Below are 23,683 nucleotides of genomic sequence, written 5' to 3' on the forward strand. Positions count from 1 at the left end.
TGCCCGGTGGCGCTACGCTTACCGGGCCGACAAGGAGCGCAGTACATTATAGGCCAGATAAGCGCCAGCGCCATCCGGCAATGTTTATGCGGCTTTTTTCTCTTTAGAAGGCAGGAAGCCTTCCAGCACAATCAGCGCTGCGCCGATACAAATTGCGGTATCAGCGAGGTTGAAGGTGGCGAAATGCCAGTCCCCGACGTAGAAATCAATCATATCGACGACGAAACCATGCCATAGCCGATCAAACAAATTCCCCAGCGCACCGCCAATAATCAGCGCGTAGGCAATGTTGTTCAGCTTCTGCGTGGCTTTTGAGCGATACATCAAGACCGCCAGAATCACGCAGATACCGATGGCAATGCCGGCAAAGAACCAGCGCTGCCAGCCGCCGCTATCGGCAAGGAAACTAAAAGCTGCGCCATAGTTACGCGCATAGTGCAGATTAAGCGACGGAAACAGCGATACCGTATCCCCCAGAGCAAAGTTCTGGAGGATCAGGAATTTACTGCCCAGGTCAATAATCAGCACGGCTACGACGACCCAAAGCCAGCGTAGCCCCGTTGAACAGACAGATTTACTCATCAGGCAAACTTACGTTTTTCGCCGTCTCCGGCGACGTTGCTGACACAGCGACCGCAGATTTCCGCGTGTTCCGCCACCTTGCCGACATCGCTGGTGTAGTGCCAGCAGCGTGGGCATTTCTCGCCTTCGGCTTTACTCAGCACGACTTTCAGACCTTTCAGCAGTTCACTCTGCCAGGCATCAGCCGGCGCCTGTGCATGATCGGCAACCGTCGCCCCGGAGGTCAACAGGACAAATCGTAATTCGCTGCCCAGCGCGTTCAGCTTCGCGGCCAGATCGGCATCGGCATACAGCGTGACCGCCGCTTCCAGAGAACCGCCCACCCGCTTGTCAGCACGCGCCTGCTCGATGACCTTATTGACTTCGCCACGTACCTGCAGCAGATCGTCCCAGAAGCCGTCGTTCATCGCTTCGTCGTCGGCCAGGCCAAACAGACCTTCATACCACTCACCGGTGAAGACGTATTTTTCGCGGGAACCCGGCAGGTAGCCCCAGATTTCGTCTGCGGTGAAGGACATGATCGGCGCCATCCAGCGAACCAGCGCTTCCACAATATGGAACAGCGCGGTCTGGCAGCTGCGACGCGCCACGCTGTCCGCTTTCGCGGTGTACTGGCGATCTTTGATGATGTCGAGGTAGAACGAGCCCATCTCAATGGAGCAGAAGCGCATCAGGCGCTGCACCACTTCGTGGAAGTCGTAAGACTCATAGGCCTTCAGGATATCTTCCTGCGCCGCTTTCGCGCAGCCTACCGCCCAACGATCGAGCACCACCATCTCTTCCGGTTTCACCATGTCTTTGACCGGATCGAAACCGTTAAGGTTCGCCAACAGGAAGCGCGCGGTGTTACGGATACGACGATAGCTGTCGGCGGCGCGTTTAAGGATCTCGTCAGAGACCGCCATTTCGCCGGTGTAATCGGTCGACGCCACCCACAGACGCAGGATATCCGCGCCCAGCTTGTTCATCACATCCTGCGGAGAGACGGTGTTACCGATGGATTTGGACATTTTACGTCCCTGACCATCAACGGTGAAACCGTGCGTCAGCACCTGGCGGTACGGCGCTTTGCCCTTCATCGCCGTGGAGATCATCAGCGAGGACATGAACCAGCCGCGATGCTGGTCAGAACCTTCCAGGTACATATCGGCGGCGTGACCGGAGAATTCCGGGCGTACGTCAACCACGGAAGAGTGGGTAGAACCGGAGTCGAACCATACGTCCAGAGTATCCGGCACTTTCTCGTAGCTGTCGGCATCGGCACCGAGGATGTCGCGGGAGTCGAGATCCCACCACGCCTGAATACCGTCCACCTCAACGCGCTTCGCCACTTCTTCCATCAGTTCCAGGGTGTTCGGGTGCAGTTCCTGGGTCTCTTTGTGCACAAACAGAGACATCGGCACGCCCCAGGTACGCTGACGGGAGATACACCAGTCAGGACGGTTGGCCACCATCGATTCGATACGCGCCTGGCCCCAGTCCGGGATCCACTGCACGCCTTTGATCTCTTTCAGCGACTGCGCGCGCAGGCCTTTCTGATCCATGCTGACGAACCACTGTGGGGTCGCACGGAAGATGATCGGCGACTTGTGACGCCAGCAGCATGGATAGCTGTGCTGCATTTTCTCAACGTGTAGCAGCGCGCCGCTTTCGCGCAGCATCTCGACGATGATGTCGTTCGCTTTAAAGACGTTAATACCGTCCAGCGCCTGCCAGGTCCCTGGCAGGTAGGAACCGTCCGGGCCGACCGGGTTAGCAATTTCCAGACCGTATTTCTGGCTGATGGTGTAGTCGTCCGGACCGTGGCCGCCGGCGGTATGCACCGCACCGGTACCCGCATCGAGGGTAACGTGGTCGCCGAGGATCGCCGGAACGTCGAAGTCGAGGAACGGATGCTTAAAGCGCATCAGCTCCAGTTCATCACCTTTCACCGCCGCCAGGATGGTGTAATCCGCCATACCCGCGCGTTTCATCACGCTTTCAACCAGATCTTTCGCCAGGATCAGTGCCTGACCTGCAACCTGCACCAGCGCATAGTCGAATTCCGGCGACAGGGAGATAGCGCGGTTGGCAGGCAGGGTCCACGGGGTGGTGGTCCAGATAACCAGGGATACCGGGCCGGTAACATCGGCAACGCCGAATTTCGCCAGCACCGCGGCTTTGTCTACCGCGTGGAACGCGACGTCGATAGAAGGAGACGTTTTGTCGTAATACTCGACTTCTGCTTCCGCCAGCGCAGAACGGCAGTCAACGCACCAGTGCACCGGCTTCGCGCCTTTGTGCAGGTGGCCGTTGCCAATGATTTTACCCAGCGCACGGATGATGTTGGCTTCGGTTTTGAAGTCCATGGTCAGGTACGGACGCGACCAGTCGCCCAGCACGCCCAGGCGGATAAAGTCTTTACGCTGGCCGTCAACCTGGGTCGCGGCATATTCGCGGCACTTGGCGCGGAATTCAGCGGCGGTGAATTTCTCACCCGGCTTGCCATATTCCTGCTCCACTTTCAGCTCGATCGGCAGACCGTGGCAGTCCCAACCTGGAACGTAAGGCGAGTCATAGCCCGTCAGTCCTTTGGACTTAACGATAATGTCTTTCAGAATCTTGTTAACCGAGTGACCAATATGAATGCTGCCATTCGCATAAGGAGGGCCATCATGCAGAATGAAGGTTTTTTTGCCTTTTTTCGCTGCACGGATGATGCCGTACAGGTCATCATCGGTCCAACGCGCCAGCATTCCCGGTTCGCGCTTGGCGAGATCGCCACGCATCGGGAACCCTGTTTCCGGCAAATTCAGGGTGGATTTATAGTCACTCATCAGATTCTCGGTTCCGTATTTCGGTTTGATAAACACCAACAGACTTATGCCTGCCTGGCCAGCCCAAAGAACTCGCGGGCCGTTAACTCATCACGTGCAATTTGCGCTTTCAGCTCATCAAGCGACGCAAATCGCTGCTCGTTACGTATTTTTTTACGCAGTATTACGTCTATATGGCGACCATAAAGGTCCATTACAACGTCCAGCAAATGCACTTCCAGCTGCTGGCGAACGCCAGCAACCGTTGGACGGGTGCCAATGTTGGCGACGCCCACCAGCGGTTTGTCGCCCAGTCCTGTTACTTCCACCGCATAGACCCCTTTTACCGGGGAAACCTGACGGCGTAGCGGTAAGTTCGCCGTCGGAAAACCAATAGTGCGCCCCAGCTCATCGCCGTGGACCACGCGTCCGGAGATCGTAAAGGGATGACCCAGCAGGTTTTCCGCCTGCACAAGGTCGTCATCCGCCAGCGCCTGGCGCACCGCCGTGCTGCTGATACGTACGCCGCCTTCGCAGAAAGTTTGGGTGCTGGTTACGTCAAAACCATATTCCGCCCCGGCTTTCTGTAATAACAAGAAATCCCCCTGGCGACCAGCGCCAAAGCGGAAATCATCCCCCACAGCGAGGAACTGCACGCCTAACCGGCGCACCAGCAGTTCGCTGATAAAATCCTGGGCGGTCAGGGCGGCGAAGCGGCGGTCAAAGCGCACGCACAGCACATAGTCGACGCCGCTTTCAGCCAGATAGCTCAGCTTTTCCCGCAGACGCGTCAAACGGGCGGGCGCCTTATCGGCGGCAAACAGCTCCAGCGGCTGTGGTTCGAAAATCATCACCACCACCGGTAAACCACGCTGGCGGCCCTCGGCGCGCAAACGCTGCAGCAGCGCCTGATGCCCGCGATGCACACCGTCAAAATTACCAATGGTCAGCACGCACCCGTGCGGCGCCTGACTGAGATTATGTATGCCGCGTATCAGCTTCATGTCTGGCTCAAAACAGTGAAAATCGTCCGAGTATACCTTGTACAACTGACGACGTTAACCAGCGATTGCACCTCTTAACCGAAAGATCCCGGGAATTCATCAACTCAGCGCGGGAATGCGGCAAAAACTACCCGAGCCCAGCGATTTTTATGGTGGAAAGGCTGTATTCGCCAGCAACAAGCTGGTAGAATCTTGCGCCATCACTACGTAATAAAGCGTCGTTGTTTTAAGCGGCGCTTATTTGCACAAATCCATTGACAAAAGAAGGCTAAACGGGCATATTCCTCGGCCTTTGAATTGTCCATATAGAACACATTTGGGAGTTGGACCTTGGCTAATATCAAATCAGCTAAGAAGCGCGCCGTTCAGTCTGAAAAGGCCCGCAAGCACAACGCTAGCCGTCGCTCTATGATGCGTACTTTCATCAAGAAAGTATACGCAGCTATCGAAGCTGGCGACAAAGCTACTGCACTGAAAGCATTTAACGAAATGCAACCAATCGTGGACCGTCAGGCTGCTAAAGGTCTGATCCACAAAAACAAAGCTGCGCGTCATAAAGCAAACCTGACCGCTCAGATCAACAAACTGGCTTAATCGTCTGCTTGTTATCGCTTTGTAAAAAAACCCGCGAAAGCGGGTTTTTTTATGCCTGTCAGTTACGGCTGCGGCGTCGTGAAGAGTGACGAATAGTCGCGATTGCAAATCCGTTGCACCGCCGGATGCTGAATCATCCTTTCGGCAAAAATGGCGTGATACTCCTCCATCACATTCTCCATCCGTCCGATCTCAATAATCGTCTCGTCCTGATAGAAGTCATGCGCGTAAAGCGTCGGCGCGACAAAAATCGCATTATGAGCCGCACCGAACGCCTTCATCAGCGCCGCATCGTCAAACTCACCGAGAATCTCGACCTTCAGCCCCTGGGAGTTGAACCAGTTCAGAAGCTTGCGTCCCAGCATCGAGCGCCGACCGGGGATCAGCAGACGACGCTCCTCCAGACAGGCGGGGAACGGTTTTTCCGGCGGCGGGTTCATACACCAGAAGCTCACGCTGCACTCGCCGATACGTACGGAGAACAGCCCTTCCTGCTGGGTGGAATCGATGGGGCAGTCTGAGATGATCATATCGAGCTTGTGCTGGCTGAGCTGCTCAAGCAGCATTTCGTGGGTCGACTCAAAGCAACGCAGATGAATCTGTTCATTATCCACTACCGCCGCATCCAGCACCCCGCTCACCAGTCGTTTCGACAAAGCATCGGCAACGCCGACATCGAACAGCAGGTTAGACTCTTTGCGGTAGTTCACAATATCGAGCATCTCCTGGCTCAGCGTGAACATGCGGTCCGCATAGCGGAATACCAGCTCGCCCAGTTCACTCGGCTCCAGCCCCCGCCCCTTGCGTTTAAACAATTTCCCCTGCAAACGCTCTTCGAGCGCTTTGATTTGCCCGGTAATGGTCTGCGGCGTCAGAAATAAAGCCTCCGCGGCGCCGACAACAGAACCTTCTTTGTAAACGTGCCAGAAGTAATACAGGTGGTTGTAATTAATATGCGACATGTTTCTCTCCCTGATAATGCCAGGGGAGCCCTTACAGGCTCCCCGTCGAATGTTAAGCCGTCGTGGTATCCGCAATACGCCTGCGTAGTATCATATACCCGGTCACGGCCGACAGGACCGATCCAATCAGGATGCCCAGCTTGGCCCAGTTGATTAAGCCAGGGTTAACGCTGCTGAAGGCCAGACTGGCGATGAAAATCGACATCGTGAAGCCAATCCCGCACAGAATGCCGACCGCCACAATCTGCTTGCAGGTCGTCCCTTCCGGCAGCGATGCCCATTTCAGTTTTAACGCCAGCCAGCAGAACAGGCTGATACCCAGCGGTTTGCCGATAAACAGCCCGGCAATAATCCCCAGCGGCAGCAGTGACGTCAGTCCTTCAATCGTTACCCCTTGCAGCGAGACGCCTGCGTTAGCGAAGGCGAAAAGCGGCAGAATCAGGTAAGCCACCCACGGATGCAGGACATGCTCAAGCTGCTTAGCCGGTGATTTACCGCCCTGCTCCTTAAGCGGGATCATAAAGCCAACGATCACCCCGGCTAACGTCGCATGAACCCCGGACTTCAGGACCGCAGTCCATAGCACCGCGCCGACCAGGATATAGATACCGGTGCGTCGGACGCCGCAAAGATTGAGCGCGACCAGCACGGCAATCGCCCCAGCCGCCACGCCCAGCGACAGGACGGAAAGGTCACTGGTATAAAACAGGGCAATGATGATAATGGCGCCCAGGTCGTCGATAATCGCCAGCGCCATCAGGAAGATTTTCAACGCCGGCGGTACGCGACTGCCCAGCAGCGCCAGCACGCCCAGCGCAAAAGCGATATCGGTCGCCGCCGGAATAGCCCACCCCTCCCGGGTAATCGGATCCTGAGCATTAAACGCCAGGTAGATCAGCGCCGGGACAATCATCCCACCCAAGGCAGCCACGACCGGGAAAACGGCCTGCCGGCGGCTGGCCAGCGCCCCCTGAATCATCTCTCGCTTCACTTCCAGGCCAATCAGTAAGAAGAAGACGGCCATCAGCGCATCGTTAATCCACAGCAGCATGTTCTTATTGATTTCTAACGCACCAACACGCAGCTGAACGGGTGTTTCCAGAAAGGAATGGTAAATACCGCTGGTCGCGTCAGTATTAGCCAACAGCATGGCCAACGCGGCCGCAAAAATGAGGATAATGCCCCCTGAAGCATCGCTACTGAAAAAACGCTGCAGATGTTTCACTTTTACTCTCTCTATAAGGCTAATTCATCGATGAAACTATTCTAGTCGCCATAACACTTCGAAAAAATAAGATTATTATTGCGTTATAGCTCGTTTTTTACGATACAAGACAGACGGCAAAGTGCGACTCTGACCGGAGGGATTCAGCCATCATTAACAGATAGCGGGCTGGAAACAAAAAAGCCACTTTAACAATAAAGTGGCTTTTCAGAATCGCAGTAGATTAGCGCGTCAGGTCGTCGAAGAATTTCTTCACGCCATCAAAGAAACTTTTGGAGCGCGGGCTGTTTTTTTCACCCGTTGGGCCGCCAAAACTTTCCTGAAGATCCTTCAGCAGCTGTTTCTGTTTTTCATTAAGCCCTACCGGCGTTTCAACCACCACGCGGCACAGCAGATCGCCCTGCGCGCCACCGCGTACGGATTTCACGCCTTTGCCACGCATGCGGAATAGCTTACCGGTCTGCGTTTCGCCAGGCACCTTCAGATTGACGCGGCCATCCAGCGTCGGGACTTCAATCTCGCCGCCGAGGGCAGCCATGGTGAAGTTGATCGGCACTTCGCAGTACAGGTTATTGCCTTCGCGCTCAAAGATAGCGTGCTGCTTAACCTGGACCTGAACGTACAGATCGCCAGCCGGAGCGCCGTGCTCGCCCGCTTCGCCTTCGCCTGAAAGACGAATACGATCGCCGGTATCAACACCAGCCGGGATTTTGACCGACAGGGTTTTAGTCTTCTCGACACGGCCGTGACCGTGGCATTTGTTGCACGGATCCTTAATCAGCGTACCGCGTCCCTGGCAATGCGGACAGGTTTGCTGAACGGCGAAGAAGCCCTGGCGCATCTGCACCTGACCGGCACCGTGACAGGTTGGACAGGTTTGCGGTTTGCTACCGGCTTTCGCGCCGCTGCCGTGGCAGACGTCACACTCTTCCAGCGTCGGGATGCGAATCTCTTTAGTCACGCCGCGAACGGCTTCTTCCAGCGTCAGGTCCATGTTGTAGCGCAGGTCAGCGCCACGCGCCGCACGCTGACGGCCACGACCGCCGCCGAAGATATCGCCAAACACGTCGCCAAAGATATCGCTGAAATCGGCACCGCCGCCAAAACCGCCGCCGCCGCCGCCCATGCCACCTTGTTCAAAGGCGGCGTGGCCGTACTGATCGTAGGCCGCACGCTTCTGGTCATCAGTCAGGATTTCATACGCTTCTTTAATTTCTTTAAACTTCGCTTCGGCTTCTTTATCACCCTGGTTACGGTCCGGGTGGTATTTCATGGCCAGGCGCTTGTAAGCCTTTTTGATTTCACGCTCTTCCGCTGTTTTGGAAACGCCCAAAATCTCGTAATAATCTTGCTTTGCCATTGGTGTTTTTCAGCCCCTTAACATGCGTGCACGGGCGGAGAGGAAACCTCTTCGCCCGTGCCAGTGTTTTACCCGTTCAAAGGGCGATTATTTTTTGTCTTTCACTTCTTCAAACTCGGCGTCAACGACATCGTCGTCTTTCGCGTTGCTTTCAGAAGCTTCAGCACCGCCAGCCTGCTGCTGAGCGTGTTGCTGCTGAGCAATTTCCATCAGCTTCTGGGAAGCCTGAGCCAGCGCCTGCATTTTCGCTTCGATGTCCGCTTTGTCTTCACCTTTCAGTGAAGTTTCCAGCGCGGTCAGCGCAGACTCGATGGCAGTTTTGTCGTCAGCCGGCAGTTTGTCGCCCGCTTCTTCAACCTGCTTACGCGTGCTGTGCAGCAGATGGTCGCCCTGGTTACGGGTCTGAACCAGTTCTTCGAACTTACGGTCAGATTCAGCGTTCGCTTCCGCATCACGAACCATTTTGGCAATTTCTTCTTCGTTCAGACCAGAAGAGGCCTTAATGGTGATTTTCTGCTCTTTACCGCTGTTTTTGTCTTTGGCGGACACGTGCAGGATACCATCAGCATCGATGTCGAAGGTGACTTCGATCTGCGGCATACCGCGCGGTGCCGGGTTAATCCCATCCAGGTTGAACTGACCCAGTGATTTGTTATCGGAAGCGCGTTTACGCTCACCCTGAATCACGTGGATGGTTACCGCAGACTGGTTGTCTTCTGCAGTAGAGAACACCTGGCTGTGCTTGGTCGGGATAGTGGTGTTCTTGTTGATCAGCGCAGTCATCACGCCGCCCATGGTTTCGATACCCAGCGACAGCGGGGTAACGTCCAGCAGCAGAACGTCTTTGACTTCACCAGTCAGTACACCACCCTGAACCGCAGCACCGATCGCCACAGCTTCATCCGGGTTAACGTCTTTACGCGGCTCTTTACCAAAGAACTCAGCCACTTTCTTCTGCACCATTGGCATACGAGTCTGACCACCAACCAGGATAACGTCCTGGATGTCAGACACGGACAGACCCGCGTCCTGCAGCGCAACCTTCAGCGGCTCGATAGAACGGTTCACCAGATCTTCAACCAGGCTTTCCAGTTTCGCACGAGTCACTTTGATGTTCATGTGTTTCGGACCGGTGGCATCTGCAGTGATGTACGGCAGGTTCACGTCGGTCTGCTGAGCGGAAGAAAGCTCGATTTTCGCTTTTTCAGCCGCTTCTTTCAGACGCTGCATGGCCAGCGGATCGTTACGCAGGTCAATGCCCTGATCTTTCTTAAACTCATCAACGAGGTAGTTGATCATACGGCTATCGAAGTCTTCACCACCCAGGTGGGTATCACCGTTGGTTGCCAGAACTTCGAAGGTTTTTTCGCCGTCAACTTCGTCGATTTCGATAATAGAGATATCGAAGGTACCACCACCGAGGTCGTAAACCGCGATAGTACGGTTGCCGACTTCTTTATCCAGACCGTAAGCCAGTGCAGCGGCGGTCGGTTCGTTGATGATACGTTTGACTTCCAGACCTGCGATACGGCCGGCATCTTTCGTTGCCTGACGCTGAGCATCGTTGAAGTATGCAGGTACGGTGATAACCGCTTCAGTTACCGGCTCACCCAGGTAATCTTCAGCCGTTTTCTTCATTTTTTTCAGCACTTCAGCAGAAATCTGCGGCGGCGCCATTTTCTGACCTTTCACATCAAGCCATGCGTCGCCGTTGTCGGCGCCGATGATTTTGTACGGCATGATGGATACGTCACGCTGAACTTCTTCGTCCTGGAAGCGGCGACCAATCAGGCGTTTAATCGCAAACAGGGTGTTTTGCGGGTTTGTCACTGCCTGACGTTTAGCCGGCTGACCAACCAGAGTTTCACCATCCTGGGTATAAGCAATGATAGAAGGCGTGGTGCGATCGCCTTCGGCGTTCTCCAGCACACGTGCAGTAGTGCCATCCATAATCGCTACACAAGAGTTGGTAGTACCCAGGTCGATACCAATAATTTTACCCATCTAAACGTCTCCACTAAAAATTCGATCAACATGTGGTTGTAAACCTGTAATAAGGGCGAAACCTATGGTTTCAACTGCCCAGACATCATTTTTTTCAGGTTCATTCACTGCGGTTGACTACAAGATGGGGTCGCCCACCGCTTCCTCAAGGGGGCAAGCAAAAAAATTTTTCACTTTCTTGCCGGGTAAAGAGACGAATAAACAAGGCCGACTGAATAAACCGGTAAAAAAGCGGCTTTTATCGATAACACGCGTCCCGCCAGACGCCTCCGCACCCGGCTGCCGATAGCGAACGATCGCCATTTATCCGCGCCAGCGTAAATTGGCGAAAAATACCCCGCCAGATCATAGACAGTTACCCTGCGCCTCATTATGATGCCGCGCCCCGTCACCGAGTGGCGGGGTAATGCTTCCCTTTCTAATCATTATTCTGAGGAATTATGGGCAACACTAAGTTGGCTAATCCGGCACCGCTGGGCCTTATGGGCTTCGGCATGACCACTATTCTGCTTAATCTGGCAAATAGCGGCCTGTTCGCGTTTGATGTAGCTATCCTGGCGATGGGCATTTTTTACGGCGGTATTGCGCAGATTTTCGCAGGCCTGCTGGAATTTAAAAAAGGCAATACCTTTGGTTTAACCGCTTTTACGTCCTACGGCGCCTTCTGGCTGACGTTGGTCGCTATTCTTCTCATGCCGAAAATGGGCCTGGCAGAAGCACCTGATGCGCACTTCCTCGGCATGTATCTCGGTCTGTGGGGAGTCTTCACGTTGTTTATGTTCTTCGGTACCCTGAAAGCCGCACGAATGCTGCAATTCGTTTTCCTCAGCCTGACCGTTCTGTTTGCGCTGCTGGCAATCGGTCACCTGGCAGATAATGAAGGTCTCGTAAAAATCGCGGGCTGGATTGGTTTAGTCTGCGGCGGTAGCGCTATTTATCTGGCGATGGGTGAAGTACTGAACGAACAGTTTGGTCGCACCGTACTGCCGATCGGCGCACCTCATTGATAAAAAATACCCTCGTCCCGACGGGCGAGGGTATTGCTCGCAGAACGTTGCAGAACGTTAAGGCAGGCGCTGCAACTCCCCGCCGGCGGCAGCCACATCACGGTTCATCCCCTGGCGCAGCCAGATCCCTAATCCCAGCCCCATCAGCGAAAGCGCCAGCACGTACCATGCAGGTGCCATCGGCGAAACGCCCATCAGCATGGTCACGGCAATCGGCGTCAGACCGCCAAAAATGGCGTAAGAGACGTTATATGAGAAGGAAATGCCGGTAAAGCGAACCTCCGCCGGGAAAGCGCGCACCATGACGTAAGGTACGGCGCCCACAACCCCGACGCATAATCCCACCGTGCCATACAGCAGGAACAGCTGCTGTGGACTGCTGCCGGAAAGGTGATAGAACGCCCAGCTGGAGAGCGCCAGTAGCAAACTGCCGACGATGAACGTGCGGCTGGCGCCAAAACGATCCGCCGCCAGCCCTGCCAGCAGACAGCCGATGCAGAGCATAATGGTGGCAATACTGTTGGCCTGCAGGGTGATGGCCGGGGCAAAACCGTAGTGCTTTTGTAGCCAGACCGGTGACATCAGGATCACCACCACCACGCCGGCGGATAACAGCCAGGTCAGCAGCATGGAAACCACAACCGCTTTCTGGTGTTTCAGCACCACCGATTTGACCGGCAGCTCCTGTGCTAACGCCTTACGCTGCTGCATTTCGAGAAATATCGGCGTCTCCTGCAGCCAACGACGCAGATACATGGCCACCAGACCAAATACGCCGCCTAACAGGAAGGGAATACGCCAGCCGCCGTCGTGAATCCCCTGCGGCGTCAGGCTGGTATTAATCAGCGTCGCGACCACCGATCCCAGTAGAATGCCAACCGTCAGGCCCGCAGTGAGGGTGCCGCAGGCGATACCAATGCGCTTTTCCGGCACGTGTTCGGCGACAAAAACCCAGGCGCCGGGCACTTCCCCTCCGATAGCCGCCCCCTGCAGAATGCGCATCAGCAACAGCAGCAGCGGCGCGGCAATGCCTGTCGACGCGTAGGTCGGCAGCAGACCAATCGCCAGCGTCGGCAATGCCATCAGCAGAATGCTCAGGGTGAACATCTTCTTGCGCCCGACCAGATCGCCGAAGTGGGCCATAATAATGCCGCCCAGTGGACGCGCCAGGTAGCCCGCGGCAAAGATGCCGAAGGTCTGCACCTGACGCAGCCATTCCGGGATATCCGCCGGGAAGAACAGTTCGCCAACGACGGCGGCGAAGAAGACAAAGATAATGAAATCATAAAACTCCAGCGCGCCGCCAAGGGCGGCCAGCGTCAGGGTTTTATAATCTTGTCGATTCAGAGGTCGGGTATGTTGTGACATAACGAGCGATTCATCCAGAGGTGTGTAGGTGTCATCACGAAATGTGTAAAGTAAAAAACACTATATCGTAAATAAAACGGCACACCACCGACAATGCAGGTTATGTCAGGAAAGTATTAAATTCAGGATAAAGTTTCGCGCCTCGCGCTTTTTGGGCGAAAAGCCGCTACAACTTCCGCGTCTGTCTCCACATACGGCCCCTCCAGCAACTGTACACAATAAGGTACACTTGCGAAGATCCCGTGCACCAGAACCTTGCCGTCAGCATCTTTAACGCCTTCAAGGGTTTCCTGAATGGCTTTCGGCTGGCCCGGCAGATTCAAAATCAACGCCTGCTTGCGGATAACGCCAACCTGACGAGAAAGGATAGCCGTCGGAACGAAGTGTAGGCTAACCTGGCGCATTTGCTCACCAAATCCTGGCATAACGCGGTCGGCGACGGCCAGGGTGGCATCCGGCGTCACGTCACGTCGGGCCGGACCGGTCCCGCCGGTAGTTAACACCAGATGGCAGGCCATCTCGTCAACCAGCTCACACAGCGTTTGTTCGATAATCACCTGTTCGTCAGGGATCAGACGGGTCTCGAGCTCAAAGGGGGTCGTCAGCGCACGCGCCAGCCACTCTTCAAGTGCCGGGATGCCTTTATCCTGATAGACGCCGCTGGAGGCGCGATCGGAAATGGAAACTAAGCCGATTCGTAAGGTATTCATCGTTATTCCGTTCAAACAGTACAATTAGACGGAATGATACACGCTGGAAGGAAATACAGACAGAGTTCAGGAGAAGTAGCGTGACCGGGAGCCCGGCCACGCCCAAATGATTACAGCAGGTCGCCGATCATTTTTTCCAGTTTTTCCTGGTCGATCGCAAACTTACGGATACCTTCCGCCAGCTTGTCCACCGCCATCGGATCCTGGTTGTGCTGCCACAGGAACTGGGCTTCGGTGATGCGTTCCGGACGCGCTTTTACTTCGCCGCTGAACGCCAGTTTACGCTCGATAGCCCCTTCGCTTTCCGCCAGCTCTTTCAGCAGAGCCGGAGCGATAGTCAGGCGATCGCAGCCGGCCAGCTCAAGGATTTCACCGACGTTACGGAAGCTTGCGCCCATCACGACAGTTTCATAACCGTGCTGCTTGTAGTACTCGTAGATCTCACTGACGGAAACGACGCCCGGATCTTCAGCCGGCGCGTACTCTTTCTTATCGGTGTTCGCTTTGTACCAGTCGAGAATACGACCAACGAACGGAGAGATCAGGAATACACCCGCTTCAGCACAAGCGCGAGCCTGAGCGAAGGAGAACAGCAGAGTCAGGTTACAGTTGATGCCTTCTTTTTCCAGCTGCTCGGCAGCGCAAATACCCTGCCAGGTGGAAGCCAGTTTAATCAGAATGCGATCGTTGCCGATGCCCGCATCGTTATACAGTTTGATGATGCGTTTCGCTTTCGCGATAGATGCCTGGGTGTCATACGAGAGGCGCGCATCAACTTCGGTCGAAATACGGCCTGGAATCAGCTTAAGAATTTCGAGACCAATGTTCACCGCCAGCTTATCGGAAGCATCGATAATCTGCTGAGCGCGATCGCTGCTCTGGCCGCGGGCCCACTCGACAGCGTCATCAATCAGCTTACGGTACTCAGGAATCTGAGCCGCGCCGAGGATCAAAGAAGGGTTAGTCGTGGCATCCTGAGGCTGATACAGCTTCATTGCCGCAATATCTCCGGTATCAGCTACGACAGTGGTGTACTGACGCAGAGAAGTCAATTTATCCGTCATGATAGTGTTTCTCTTAAACAGCAGTTAAGGGGATGTAACCGGTCTGCCAAGATGATAACACGCTGCATGTTCAGCGCAACTGCGGACCATGCAAGAGCGCAGAGTGTGATAAACTGGATGAATTAATTCTCTGAAAGCTAAGGGATTGTCACTGAATTGGTAACGCTTACACTAGCGTTCCGGCATGGACAAGAGGATGGTTAATGCCTGATTTTTTCTCTTTTATCAATGAAATACTCTGGGGCTCCGTAATGATTTATCTGTTACTGGGCGCCGGCATCTGGTTTACCTGGCGAACAAAATTCATTCAGTTTCGTTATGTTCGCCAGTTTGGGAAAAGTCTAAAGAAAAGCCTCCAGCCTCAGCCCGGCGGATTAACCTCTTTCCAGGCCCTGTGCACCAGCCTCGCGGCGCGCGTGGGCAGCGGCAACCTGGTCGGCGTCGCGCTGGCTATCTCCGCCGGCGGACCCGGCGCCGTCTTCTGGATGTGGGTTTCTGCGCTGCTCGGCATGGCCAGCAGCTTTGCCGAATGTTCTCTTGCCCAGCTCTACAAAGAACGCGATGCCCACGGGCAATTTCGCGGTGGCCCGGCCTGGTATATGTCCCGGGGTTTAGGAATGCGCTGGATGGGCATCGTGTTTTCTATCCTGCTCCTGCTGGCTTATGGGGTTATTTTTAACACCGTGCAGGCCAACTCCATCGCGAATGCGATGACCTATGCCTTTGACCTTCCCGCTATCGTTACCGGTTGCGCGCTGGCACTGGTGATCCTGCTGGTTATCGTGCGGGGTTTGCGGGGCGTGGCGAAGCTATTGCAGTGGATTGTGCCGCTGATGGCTCTGCTTTGGGTGACCACCAGCCTGCTGATTGGCCTCTGGCACATTACGGCGCTGCCGGCCATTTTCGAGTCCATTTTCCGCAGCGCGTTCGGCTGGCAGGAAGCCGCTGCCGGCGCAGTGGGCTATACCATCAGCCAGGCGCTGACCAGTGGTTTTCAGCGCGGTATGTTCTCGAACGAAGCGGGGATGGGGTCAACGCCTAACGCCGCGGCGGCAGCGGCTTCCTGGCCTCCGCATCCTGCGGCGCAGGGGATCGTGCAAATGATTGGCGTCCTCATCGATACGATAGTTATCTGTACCGCCAGCGCCGTCATTATCATGCTGGCGCCGCTGGACGACGCGGAAGATGCCGCGAACGGTATCCAGAGCATCCAGCACGCCATGACATCACTGGTCGGCGGCTGGGGGGCGGGATTCGTGGCGATCGTCGTGCTGCTCTTTGCCTTCAGTTCTATCGTCGCAAACTACATCTACGCTGAAAATAACCTGATATTTCTGCGCATTAACAGCCCTCGTCATATCTGGGCGCTGCGGATCCTCACTCTGGTCATGGTTATCGCCGGCACGCTGGTCGGTTTGCCGGTTGTCTGGCAGCTGGCGGATACCATTATGGCGCTGATGGCCATCACTAACCTGACCGCTATTTTACTGCTGTCGCCTACGGTACGGATCCTGGCCAGTGATTATCTCACCCAGCGACGACTGGGCGTACGACCGACCTTTGACGCCACGCGCTACCCGGAAATTAACCAGCAGCTGGCGCCTGGAGCCTGGGATGAAGTGCCGCGTGAATAGCGCGGCAATCGCAGCTATCGATCCCACCGCGCTCTTTTTTTGTTAAAGTCACGGAAAATTCCCTGCAAGGACCGGATATGCTGATTCTTATTTCACCAGCCAAAACGCTCGACTACCAAAGCCCGCTGGCCACAGCACGCTACACCCAGCCTGAACTTCTGGAGTATTCCCAGGAGCTGATCGGCGTCGCGCGCCGGCTCTCGGCGCCACAGATCGGCAAACTGATGAGCATCAGCGATAAGCTGGCGGATCTGAATGCGACCCGCTTTCATGACTGGCAGCCGGACTTCACGCCGCAAAACGCGCGCCAGGCCATTCTGGCTTTTAAAGGCGACGTTTATACCGGACTGCAGGCAGAAACCCTCAGCGAAGACGATTTCGATTTTGCCCAGCGACATTTGCGTATGCTTTCCGGCCTCTACGGCGTGCTGCGCCCGCTGGATCTGATGCAGCCCTATCGTCTGGAAATGGGCATTAAGCTGGAAAATAGCAAAGGCAAAGATCTCTACCAGTTCTGGGGCGAGGTGATTACCGATAAACTCAATCAGGCGCTGAAAGCTCAGGGAGATGATATCGTGATTAACCTGGCTTCTGACGAATACTTCCGGTCGGTGAAGACAAAACAGTTGCAGGGAAGAATCATTAAGCCCGTGTTCCTCGATGAGAAAAACGGCCAGTTTAAAGTGATCAGTTTCTATGCCAAAAAGGCGCGCGGGTTAATGAGCCGCTATATCATTGAAAACCGCTTAACCCAGCCTGAACAGCTAACCCGTTTCAACAGCGAAGGCTATTTCTTCGACGCCGAAGCCTCCGGTCAGAAAGATGAGATGGTCTTTAAACGCCACGAACGCTAATTCCCTTCCCGGCCGCCCTCATGGCGACCGGGAGGGAAGACTTAGTGATGGCGCCAGTCACGATCCGGGCCGCGGCCGCGATCGTGGTCATCATGATGATCATGGCGATGCTCATCGTGTGCGCGCCAGTGGTTATCGCGCCAGTCATAATGACGGCCCCACCATTCGTGGTCGCGCCAGCGACCGCCGTCCCAGTAGTTACCGTAATTGTCGCGATCGCCAATTTGCAGTTTGACTGCCGGCACCAGCGTGATCTCCGATGCGTGAACCACAGCAGGAGCCACCAGCGACATCGAAAGCGCAAGGATCACAGACTTCAGCGTTGACATAGGTTTCCCCTTCATTAACAGTCCCCGCATGGGGGCGATAACCAAAGATTACCCCTGAGCAACGGTGCGGGTTATTCTCCGCAATCCTAATCTTTGCCCCCCGGCATTTATTGGTAATTCATCCATTTTCCCTGCCTTTTTTCTGCATAATTCCTCCTTTTTCGCCGATAAAAAAGCCGGGCGTAGAGGCCCGGCCTGAGAACATCGTGCGGCGAAAAAAGGCCGTTATGCTTTGCCCATCATCAGCTGGCGCAGCGCGGCGAAATCCGCCGGCAGATTATGCGACAGCAGCGGCAGGTCGGCGCGATCGGCCAGCTCTTTCGGCAGCGGCAGCGTCTCCTGGAGGATCTCTTCGACGCTCTCCTTGAATTTCGCCGGGTGCGCGGTACCGAGGAACAGACCGTATTCGCCCAGCTGCAGCTGGTCGCGCAGCGCGCGCCAGGCGATGGCGGCGTGCGGCTCTGAGGTGTAACCAATAGCTTTTAGCTCGCGCATCGCCTGTTTGGTGGTTTCATCGTCCACGGCGGCATAGCCCAGCTCGTTCAGACGCCAGATTTTGCGACGGAACAGCTCTTCCACGCGCGGCCAGTTGTTCGGCTGGCTGACGTCCATGGCGTTAGACAGCGTCGCCTGAGTCGCTTTCGGCGCCCAGTTGCCGTCCTGCAGGAAGCGCGGCACGGTATCATTGGCGTTGGTGGCGGCAATAAAGCGCTTAATCGGCAGCCCTAAAGACTTCGCCAGCAGACCGGCGGTCAGATCGCCAAAGTTACCGCTCGGTACGGAGATGACCAGCTGGTTGCGGGCTTCCTGCGGCAGCTGTGCGACCGCTTCGAAGTAGTAGCAAATCTGCGCCAGCAGACGACTGATATTGATGGAGTTCGCCGAGTTCAGGCCCAGAGCAACCTTCAGCTCTTCGTCGTCAAACGCCTGTTTCACCAGCGCCTGGCAGGCGTCGAAATCGCCATCAATCGCCACGGTTTCAATGTTGCCGCCCAGGGTGCAGAACAGTTTTTCCTGCAGCGGGCTGATCTTGCCGCGCGGATACAGAATAACGACTTTGACATTCGGCAGGCCGTAAAACGCATGCGCAACTGCCGCGCCGGTATCACCGGAGGTGGCGGTCAGAATCGTCACCGGTTTGTCGCCGGCGATATGGGTCAACATCTGCGCCATAAAGCGGCCGCCGAAATCTTTAAACGCCAGCGTCGGGCCGTGGAACAGCTCCAGGCAGCCAATATCATCCTGCACCTTGCTGACCGGAGCCGGGAAGGTGAAAGCGGCGGCGATGCGCTCTTTGAGGATCTCCTGCGGGATCTCGTCGCCAATAAAGGCCGACAGAATTCTGGCGCTGCGGGAGGCCAAATCCATCTCCAGCATGTCGTCAATTTCAGTCAGGCTAAATTCCGGCAGATCGTGCGGAAAGAACAGCCCCTGTTGCTTGCCAAGCCCCTGCGTAACGGCCTGCGCAAAGCTGACCTGTTCGTTATGATCTTTTAAATTATAGAGTTTCATTGGTTATCCCACTACTCGTGCGCCCGCCGTATCCAGCCGGCAAATATGAACGAAGCCTTCCTGATTCTGCAGATAATGCGTGCCCAGCCAGTCCGCGACGCGCTGCGCGGTTTCCGGCTTATCGCATAGCGCAAACAGCGTCGGGCCGGAGCCTGAGATGCCGCACGCCTGCGCACCGATCTCCATCGCCGCCTGACGCGCTTCGCTGAAGCCCGGCAGCAGTTTGGTGCGATACGGTTCGGCAATTACATCTTTCATCAATTTCGCTGCCAGCTGCGGCTGGCGGGTGTAGCAGGCATGAATAAAGCCCGCCAGGTGACGACCGTGAGCGATACAGTCCTGGCGGCGATACTGCGCCGGGAGGATGGCACGCGCTTCCGCCGTCGAAACTTTAATTCCCGGATAAGCCAGCACCCACAGCCATTCGTCAAAACCCGGAACCTGCTGGCTGATGATGCCATTCTCTTCAATCATCAGCTGCATGCCGCCCAGGTAGCAGGGCGCAACGTTGTCATAGTGGATACTGCCGGAAATGCGCCCTTCCATCTCCCCCATCAGCGCCAGCATGCGCATCTCATTCAGCGGCTTACCGCAGAATTCATTCATCGCCACCAGCGCGGCGACGACAGAACAGGCGCTGGAGCCGAGACCGGAACCAATCGGCATGTTTTTTTCCAGTACCATCGACACCGGAACCTTTTTGCCGATTTCCTGACAGAAACGCTCCCAGCACTGGTAAACAATGTTTTCCTGCGGCGCTGAGGGCAGCTTGCTGGCAAAGCGGCCAACGTTTTGCAGGCTGAAACTGTCCGCCGCCTCGACCGAAACGTTGTCCCCCAGCAGGGTGCCATCGACCGGCGTCACCGCCGCGCCCAGCACATCAAACCCGACGCTCATATTGGCACTGGAAGCCGGGGCATATACTTTGACCATCTTAAACTCCTAACTTCCATGACAGGGTGCGCAACAGGTCAGCAAACACACCGGCCGCCGTAACGTCGTTACCTGCACCATAGCCGCGTAGCACCAGCGGCAGCGGCTGATAATAATGGCTGTAAAAGGCCAGGGCGTTTTCACCATTTTTCACTTTGAACAGCGGATCGTTACCGTCAACGGCGGCAATTTTCACGCGACAGGTTCCATCCTCTTCGATGTTACCGACGTAACGCAAGACTTTACCTTCATCACGAGCCTGGGCAACCCGGGAAGCAAACTCGTTATCCAGCGAAGGCAAGCGTGCCATAAAGCTCTCAACGTCGCCGCTGGCATCAAATTGTGCAGGCAGTACCGGTTCGACGACAATATCAGACAGCTCCAGCTCACGGCCGGTTTCACGAGCCAGAATCAGCAGCTTGCGCGCAACATCGACGCCTGAAAGATCGTCTCGCGGATCCGGTTCGGTATACCCCATCTCGCGCGCCAGCGTTGTTGCCTCGGAGAGATTCATGCCCTCATCCAGCTTACCGAAAATAAACGACAGAGATCCGGAAAGAATACCGGAGAAGTGCAGCAGCTCATCGCCAGCGTTGAGCAGGTTTTGCAGGTTTTCAATTACCGGCAGACCGGCGCCAACGTTGGTGTCGTAGAGGAATTTGCGTCGCGAGCTGCTGGCGGCATGGCGCAGCTGATGGTAGTAATCCAGCGAGGAGGTATTGGCCTTTTTGTTCGGCGTCACCACGTGGAAACCCTCGCGCAGGAAATCGGCGTACTGATCGGCGACCGCCTGACTGGAGGTACAGTCGACGATAACCGGGTTCAGCAAATGGTACTCTTTGACCAGACGAATCAGGCGGCCCAGGTTCAGCGACTCTTTCGCTTCGGCCAGCTCCGCGCGCCAGTTCTCGAGATTCAGCCCGTGCACGTTAGTCAGCAAGGCCTGTGAATTAGCCACGCCGCAGACGCGCAGGTCGATATGTTTGTTCTTCAGCCAGCCCTGCTGACGCTTGATCTGTTCAATCAGCGCGCCGCCGACGCCGCCGACGCCGATAACAAAGACCTCAATCACCTGATCGGTGTTGAACAGCATCTGGTGAGTTACGCGTACTCCGGTGGTCGCATCATCATTGCTGACCACCACGGAAATAGAACGCTCGGAAGAGCCCTGGGCAATCGCCACGATATTGATATTAGCGCGGGCCAGCGCGGCGAAGAACTTCGCCGAGATCCCGCGCAGCGTACGCATACCGTCTCCCACCACGGAGATGATCGCCAGACGATCCATGATCGACAGCGGCTCCAGCTGGCCCTCTTTCAGCTCCAGATAGAACTCATCTTCCATCACCCGTTTTGCGCGTGCACAGTCGCTCTGCGGGACGCAGAAACTGATGCTGTATTCCGATGACGACTGGGTAATCAGCACGACTGAAATTCCGGCGCGGGACATGGTGGCAAACACGCGGGCGGCCATACCGACCATGCCTTTCATCCCCGGACCGGAGACGTTAAACATCGCCATATTATTGAGGTTAGAAATGCCTTTGACCGGCAGACCGTCTTCATCAAGGCTGGCGCCGATCAGCGTGCCTGGCGCCTGTGGATTACCGGTATTCTTGATCAGGCAGGGAATCTGGAACTGAGCGATAGGAGCAATGGTGCGCGGATGCAGAACTTTCGCCCCGAAGTAGGAGAGCTCCATCGCTTCCTGATATGACATCGACTTCAGCAGACGCGCATCGGGAACCTGACGCGGGTCGCAGGTATATACCCCATCGACGTCGGTCCAGATTTCACAACAGTCGGCGCGCAGGCAGGCGGCCAGCACGGCAGCAGAGTAGTCTGAGCCATTGCGTCCCAGCACCACCAGCTCCCCTTTTTCGTTCCCGGCGGTAAACCCGGCCATCAGCACCATATGGTCGGCCGGAATTTGGCTGGCGGTAATGCGGCGAGTCGATTCAGCGATATCGACAGTGGATTCGAGGTAATGGCCAACGGCCAGCAGTTTTTCGACGGGATTTATCACGCTAACTTTGTGCCCGCGAGCTTCCAGCAGGCCCGCCATGACGGCGATAGATAGCTTCTCACCGCGGCAAATCAGCGCGGCGTTGACGCTATCCGGGCACTGACCAAGCAGGCTGATACCGTGCAGCACGTGTTTAATCTGGGCAAACTCTTGCGCGACAACGGCTTTCAGCTGTGCCAGCGGGAACCCCGGTTGCGCGTCGGCGAGGCCCTGCAGCAGTTCAGCAAAAATGCGTTCAGCGTCGGAGATATTGGTGAGCGCGTCCTGGCCGCCGATGGTTTTTTCAATCATCGCAACCAGATGGTTGGTAATTTTCGCCGGGGCAGACAGGACGGTTGCTACCTGCCCCTGCCTGGCATTGCTCTCCAGAATATCGGCAACCCGCAGAAAACGTTCTGCATTTGCCACTGATGTACCGCCGAACTTCAACACGCGCATGGTTGTTACCCCTAGATTTTTTGTCGAAAAAAAAGCCCGCACTGTTCAGGTGCGGGCTTTTTTCTGTGTTTCCTGTACGCGTCAGCCCGCACCGTTACCTGTGGTAATGGTGATGGTGATAATGGTTGTCATCATGCTGATGCGTTTCATGGATGTTGTGTACTCTGTAATTTTTATCTGTCTGTGTCCTGTGCCTATATTGGTTAAAGTATCTGCCGGTTTAAGTCAACGAATTTTTACATTTCACCCGCTACGCTGCAGCGGGCCAATGCGCCACAATGACCTGACAATTCACCTGAATTTGCGATACGCGGCGCTTGATACTGGCAGATATAACCATATTTAAAACTTATAGCAGAATTTTACTCTGGCAGGTTTTTTTCAATATCGTGTAGTAATCGGTGCAACATTGCGGTGTCTCGCTGCTCTAAAAGCCCAATTCGCTGCTGGAGCCAGTCGGTCAGTTTGAGGTCTTCAGCCACGCCCAGTCGGGTCAATAAATCGAGCGCCCGCAGACGTAATGCCTGCAGCTGATTTTCATCGACGCCGGCAGAAACGGCCGACGTCTGCTGAACCAACGCGCTCAATTGATAGCAATAAACCATCACCGACTGCCCTAAGTTAAGCGAAGGATAGTCGGCCACCATCGGCACGCCGGTCAGCACATCAGCCAAGGCCAGCTCTTCGTTAGTCAGCCCGGAATCTTCCCGACCAAATACCAGCGCCGCATGGTTCATCCACCCGGCTTTCTCCGCCATCAGCGGCAGCAGCTGCTGCGGCGTGGCGTAGTAATGGAAGCGCGCCCGGCTGCGGGCCGTTGTCGCAACGGTAAAGTCAACGTCATGCAGCGCCTGTTCCAGCGTTGGATAAGTGCTTATGTTATCGAGAATATCTCCGGATCCATGCGCAACCCAACGCGCCGCAGGCTGAAGGTGGGCATCGCTGTCAACGATACGCAGGTCGCGAAAACCCATTGTTTTCATCGCGCGTGCCGCCGCGCCAACGTTTTCTGCCCTGGCCGGGGCGACTAATACAATAGATACGTGCATGGTGGCTCTCTTCTACTCTCTCACGCGGCGAAAATGAAAAGCATCCCCATTTTACGCGGCGAAAATTTACAAATTTGCAACAAAAATCACTAAAATTGCGCGTTATTACCCATAAAAAAGCCTAAACTGTTTCCAACGAACCACGGGACGGAGTATGTTAACAGAACGCATTTATCCATATGTTTGCCAATGATATTTGTCGCAACCGCGCTGAACGGTCATTGGATTCAACA

Annotated in this window: 20 protein-coding genes, 1 pseudogene and 1 other annotated feature; of the genes and pseudogenes, 4 read left to right on the forward strand and 17 right to left on the reverse strand. The window is 55.5% G+C overall.

All coding sequences use genetic code 11. The annotated features are described in order from the left end of the window. Positions 1–84 precede the first annotated feature (84 nt). The 4 genes and pseudogenes from lspA to AC236I_RS21280 all read right to left on the reverse strand — a co-directional run. Positions 85–582 (reverse strand): signal peptidase II, encoded by a 498-nt coding sequence (gene lspA, locus AC236I_RS21265; RefSeq protein ID WP_004857723.1) that lies wholly within the window; start codon positions 580–582, stop codon positions 85–87. Beyond that, the gene (gene ileS, locus AC236I_RS21270; protein ID WP_104896598.1) at positions 582–3,398 is read right to left on the reverse strand and encodes an isoleucine--tRNA ligase; all 2,817 of its coding nucleotides are present in this window, start codon (positions 3,396–3,398) and stop codon (positions 582–584) included. The genes lspA and ileS overlap by 1 nt, the downstream gene beginning before the upstream one ends. Before the next feature lie 44 nt (positions 3,399–3,442). Further along, complete coding sequence (gene ribF, locus AC236I_RS21275) at positions 3,443–4,381, reverse strand: bifunctional riboflavin kinase/FAD synthetase (protein WP_004857719.1); 939 nt, start codon at positions 4,379–4,381, stop codon at positions 3,443–3,445. A 7-nt stretch (positions 4,382–4,388) separates the two neighbouring features. Beyond that, positions 4,389–4,592 (reverse strand): annotated as a pseudogene (locus tag AC236I_RS21280) (DUF2575 domain-containing protein); the annotation flags it as partial. Positions 4,593–4,711: 119 nt separating this feature from the next. Between AC236I_RS21280 and rpsT the strand changes: the two are divergent. Continuing rightward, complete coding sequence (gene rpsT, locus AC236I_RS21285; protein ID WP_003018940.1) at positions 4,712–4,975, forward strand: 30S ribosomal protein S20; 264 nt, start codon at positions 4,712–4,714, stop codon at positions 4,973–4,975. Positions 4,976–5,037: 62 nt separating this feature from the next. Here the strand turns inward: rpsT and nhaR are convergent, their stop codons facing one another. From nhaR to dnaK, 4 genes are all read right to left on the reverse strand, one after another. Beyond that, on the reverse strand, positions 5,038–5,937 hold the full coding sequence (gene nhaR, locus AC236I_RS21290; RefSeq protein WP_004857714.1) for a transcriptional activator NhaR: 900 nt from the start codon (positions 5,935–5,937) through the stop codon (positions 5,038–5,040). Positions 5,938–5,989: 52 nt separating this feature from the next. Continuing rightward, entirely contained in the window at positions 5,990–7,162 is a 1,173-nt protein-coding gene (gene nhaA, locus AC236I_RS21295) for a Na+/H+ antiporter NhaA (RefSeq protein ID WP_064359593.1), read from the reverse strand. Between the two features lie 223 nt (positions 7,163–7,385). Continuing rightward, entirely contained in the window at positions 7,386–8,522 is a 1,137-nt protein-coding gene (gene dnaJ / locus AC236I_RS21300; protein WP_004857710.1) for a molecular chaperone DnaJ, read from the reverse strand. Between the two features lie 87 nt (positions 8,523–8,609). Further along, entirely contained in the window at positions 8,610–10,526 is a 1,917-nt protein-coding gene (gene dnaK / locus AC236I_RS21305; protein WP_004857708.1) for a molecular chaperone DnaK, read from the reverse strand. Between the two features lie 440 nt (positions 10,527–10,966). On the opposite strand from dnaK, the gene satP reads away from it, so the two are divergent. Continuing rightward, complete coding sequence (gene satP, locus AC236I_RS21310; RefSeq protein ID WP_004857706.1) at positions 10,967–11,533, forward strand: acetate uptake transporter; 567 nt, start codon at positions 10,967–10,969, stop codon at positions 11,531–11,533. A gap of 57 nt (positions 11,534–11,590) precedes the next feature. Here the strand turns inward: satP and AC236I_RS21315 are convergent, their stop codons facing one another. From AC236I_RS21315 to tal, 3 genes are all read right to left on the reverse strand, one after another. Beyond that, on the reverse strand, positions 11,591–12,901 hold the full coding sequence (locus tag AC236I_RS21315; protein WP_004857704.1) for an MFS transporter: 1,311 nt from the start codon (positions 12,899–12,901) through the stop codon (positions 11,591–11,593). A 122-nt stretch (positions 12,902–13,023) separates the two neighbouring features. Beyond that, positions 13,024–13,611, reverse strand: coding sequence for a molybdopterin adenylyltransferase (gene mog / locus AC236I_RS21320; protein ID WP_015585183.1), 588 nt, complete (start codon positions 13,609–13,611; stop codon positions 13,024–13,026). Positions 13,612–13,721: 110 nt separating this feature from the next. Beyond that, on the reverse strand, positions 13,722–14,675 hold the full coding sequence (gene tal, locus AC236I_RS21325; protein WP_004857701.1) for a transaldolase: 954 nt from the start codon (positions 14,673–14,675) through the stop codon (positions 13,722–13,724). A gap of 203 nt (positions 14,676–14,878) precedes the next feature. Here tal and AC236I_RS21330 point away from each other — a divergent pair, with 203 nt between their 5' ends. Then, positions 14,879–16,309, forward strand: a complete 1,431-nt coding sequence (locus tag AC236I_RS21330) for an alanine/glycine:cation symporter family protein (RefSeq protein ID WP_015585184.1) — start codon at positions 14,879–14,881, stop codon at positions 16,307–16,309. A 77-nt stretch (positions 16,310–16,386) separates the two neighbouring features. Next, positions 16,387–17,163: a peroxide stress protein YaaA gene (gene yaaA, locus AC236I_RS21335; RefSeq protein ID WP_004857698.1), complete on the forward strand. Its 777-nt coding sequence runs from the start codon at positions 16,387–16,389 to the stop codon at positions 17,161–17,163. A 41-nt stretch (positions 17,164–17,204) separates the two neighbouring features. On the opposite strand, the gene AC236I_RS21340 is transcribed toward yaaA, so the two are convergent. The 6 genes from AC236I_RS21340 to AC236I_RS21365 all read right to left on the reverse strand — a co-directional run bounded on the left by AC236I_RS21340 (position 17,205) and on the right by AC236I_RS21365 (position 23,450). Further along, a complete protein-coding gene (locus AC236I_RS21340) occupies positions 17,205–17,492 on the reverse strand; it encodes a DUF2502 domain-containing protein (protein WP_032716546.1) in 288 nt (95 codons plus the stop codon). Between the two features lie 225 nt (positions 17,493–17,717). Continuing rightward, on the reverse strand, positions 17,718–19,004 hold the full coding sequence (gene thrC, locus AC236I_RS21345; RefSeq protein ID WP_411294538.1) for a threonine synthase: 1,287 nt from the start codon (positions 19,002–19,004) through the stop codon (positions 17,718–17,720). Positions 19,005–19,007: 3 nt separating this feature from the next. Next, positions 19,008–19,937 (reverse strand): homoserine kinase, encoded by a 930-nt coding sequence (gene thrB, locus AC236I_RS21350; protein ID WP_004857693.1) that lies wholly within the window; start codon positions 19,935–19,937, stop codon positions 19,008–19,010. A 1-nt stretch (position 19,938) separates the two neighbouring features. Further along, complete coding sequence (thrA, locus tag AC236I_RS21355; RefSeq protein ID WP_004857691.1) at positions 19,939–22,401, reverse strand: bifunctional aspartate kinase/homoserine dehydrogenase I; 2,463 nt, start codon at positions 22,399–22,401, stop codon at positions 19,939–19,941. Positions 22,402–22,426: 25 nt separating this feature from the next. Next, positions 22,427–22,544, reverse strand: a sequence feature (Thr leader region). Further along, positions 22,483–22,551, reverse strand: a complete 69-nt coding sequence (gene thrL, locus AC236I_RS21360) for a thr operon leader peptide (RefSeq protein ID WP_071824685.1) — start codon at positions 22,549–22,551, stop codon at positions 22,483–22,485. It overlaps the preceding feature by 62 nt. A 212-nt stretch (positions 22,552–22,763) precedes the next feature. Continuing rightward, positions 22,764–23,450, reverse strand: a complete 687-nt coding sequence (locus tag AC236I_RS21365; protein ID WP_004857688.1) for a tRNA/rRNA methyltransferase — start codon at positions 23,448–23,450, stop codon at positions 22,764–22,766. Between the last annotated feature and the right edge of the window lie 233 nt (positions 23,451–23,683).

It is taken from the genome of Klebsiella sp. Sb-30, assembly GCF_057652795.1.